This window comes from Delftia sp. UME58 (genome assembly GCF_014170385.1).
Lineage (GTDB): Bacteria > Pseudomonadota > Gammaproteobacteria > Burkholderiales > Burkholderiaceae_C > Comamonas > Comamonas acidovorans.
The window spans coordinates 1-2,413 of record NZ_LZZV01000099.1 but is presented as its reverse complement, the minus strand read 5'-3'; the positions used below and the strand labels follow the sequence as shown (position 1 = coordinate 2,413).

1 protein-coding gene is annotated in these 2,413 nt (G+C 62.1%); it reads right to left on the bottom strand.

All coding sequences use genetic code 11. The features are described 5' to 3' along the window. Positions 1-525 precede the first annotated feature (525 nt). Positions 526-1,776, bottom strand: coding sequence for an IS256 family transposase (locus A9976_RS25525; RefSeq protein ID WP_183016661.1), 1,251 nt, complete (start codon positions 1,774-1,776; stop codon positions 526-528). Positions 1,777-2,413: the final 637 nt, after the last annotated feature.

Genomic DNA, 2,413 nt, shown 5'->3' with positions numbered 1-2,413 from the left:
GCCTTCGCTCCGGACTATCCCTACGTCATCTTCGTCCAGGCCTTCGGCCTTCCCTTCAGATTCCCTCGGGCTTATCGACTCCCCGCACGCCCCGGGGGACTGTCGCGCCGGGCTCTGCTGGCTGAATCTTGATCGTCGCTGGGGAGGGCGGTGTGCTTAGGGTTCTTCTCCACGGGTTTTGAGTGGTGGAGGATCTTGCGGGGCCCGCTCCCGGCCGGCCGCGCGGGCGGCCTTGGGGAGCTTACGCATCGTCTTGCGTCGTTGCGCGATTCGCTTCGCGTGTGGGTTGCGGTGCCTAAACATCATCGCCAGAAAACTCCTACGCATCGCCTTCGGCGTATGGAAATCGCGCAAACCCTTCGACGTCAATCGCTTTATCGCCAACCAGGCTTGCGCCAAACCATAGAATCTACGATTGACGATCCATGCGTGGTTGGAGGCCAGTTCGCGAGGGAGTGTCAGTTTTTTTGTGTTTAAGGCACTCAGTGCCTGATCCCGTGGAGGATCAGGCGTGTTGATGCTATCTCAGCGATACGGGTCAGTGAAGCGTTCAGCGTAAATGATGGCGAACTGGTTCATGGCGGCCTTCCAGTCATGCGTGGCGCTGCCCCAGCCGTCAGTGACGTTGCGCAGGACCAGCCACAGCAGCTTGGTGGCGGCCTCATCGCTGGGGAAGTGCCCTCGCGTTTTCACCGCCCGGCGCAACTGCGCGTTGATGCTCTCGATGGCGTTGGTGGTGTAAATCACCTTGCGGATCGCCGGCGGGAACATAAAGAACGGGATCACCCGATCCCAGGCCCGGCGCCATGCTTCTGCGATCGGCGCGTAACGCTGACCCCACGGGCCTTGCTCGAACGCCGATAGCGCAGCCAACGCAGCCTCCACAGTCGCCGCCGTGTAGATCGGCTTCAAGGCCGCTGCCACCGTCCGGCGTTCCTTCCAGCTGGCGTAGTCCAGGCTCGAGCGGATCAGGTGCACGATGCAGGTCTGCAGCGTCGTGGCCGGGAACACCGCGTTCAGCGACTGCTCCATGCCCTTCAAGCCATCGGTGACGGCGATCAGGATGTCCTGCGTGCCTCGGGTCTTCAGTTCGTTGAACACCTTCATCCAGAACTTGGCCCCCTCGGTCTGTTCGATCCACAGGCCCAGGATGTCGCGCGTGCCGTCGGGTAAAACCCCCAGCGCGAGGTACACCGCCTTATTACGCACGACGCCATCCTCGCGGATCTTGACCCGCAGGGCGTCGAAGAACACCACCGGATACATCATCTCCAAGGGACGCGTCTGCCAGGCGGTGACCTCGTCCATGACCGCGTCGGTCACCGAGCTGATGAACTCCGGCGAGACCTCGGTGCCGTACTGCTCGACCAAGAACCCCTGGATCTCGCGCACCGTCATGCCCCGGGCGTACATCGCGATGATCTTGTCATCAAACCCGGTAAAGCGGCGCTCGTGCTTGGGGATCAGGATCGGGGCGAAGCTGCCGTCACGGTCCCGCGGGATCTCCACCCGCAGCGGACCGTCATCGGTCAGCACCGTCTTGCGGCTCTTGCCGTTGCGCTGATTGGTGGCTTCCTCGGGGCGATCTCCTCCCGAGGGATACCCCAGATGGTGCCCTAGCTCGGCGCCCAGCGCCCGCTCGATCAGCGCCTTCTTGAACGCCATCGACAGGTCCTGCACCGCCTCGGCGGTCATCGGACCCTTAACGAACTGGTCAACCAGACCCGCCGGGATCGACGGTAATTCCCTCAGGGGAAGCTTTTTCCTTGTGGCCATACATGTGCTCCTTGAGCGGTATGTTAGGCCTCAAACACAAAATTTATGACACTCCCGTTCGCGATTGACGATCAATTCGTCAGAGGAACGACATCGCTGGATTCCATCACCGGCCTCCCTTTTAGACGGGTGGCGCGCGCATGGGTCTGGCCAAGCAAGCAACTATCTGCCGCGCGCGACCCGTCGCTCCACCTCCCCAAAATGACTGCGGGGCCCAATAGAAAGCCACTCACCACCAGCGCGCAAGCGACCATCGCTCCGACGCATCACCGATACGTATGCAGAATGCGGCCGCCCGCGCGGCCGCATGAGGCGGGCCCCGAAAATCTCGTGAGTAAACAGCGCTCTAGCAGCGCATCGAACCAAGACGGCGCAGCTCGTCGCCGGGGTCGGGTGGGTGGCGCGCAACCTTGATGCGCCCGGGGGAATCTGAAGGCAGCGGCCGTAGGCCGCAACGAAGATGACGAAGGGGCAGTCCGGAGCGAACGCTCCGGACCGCAATCGTGGGCGCGCGCCACCCACCCGACCCCGGCGACGAGCGTCCCACGAAGATCTAGGGCAAGTCCCACGAAGATCTAAAGCAAGTCCCAAGAAAACCTAAGACACGCCCAACAAAAATCACATAAGTAGCCCTAAA

Bases quoted from the DNA above. Each gene is read 5' to 3' on its own strand.
- A9976_RS25525 (WP_183016661.1), bottom strand. From the start codon at position 1,776: ATGGCCACAAGGAAAAAGCTTCCCCTGAGGGAATTACCGTCGATCCCG.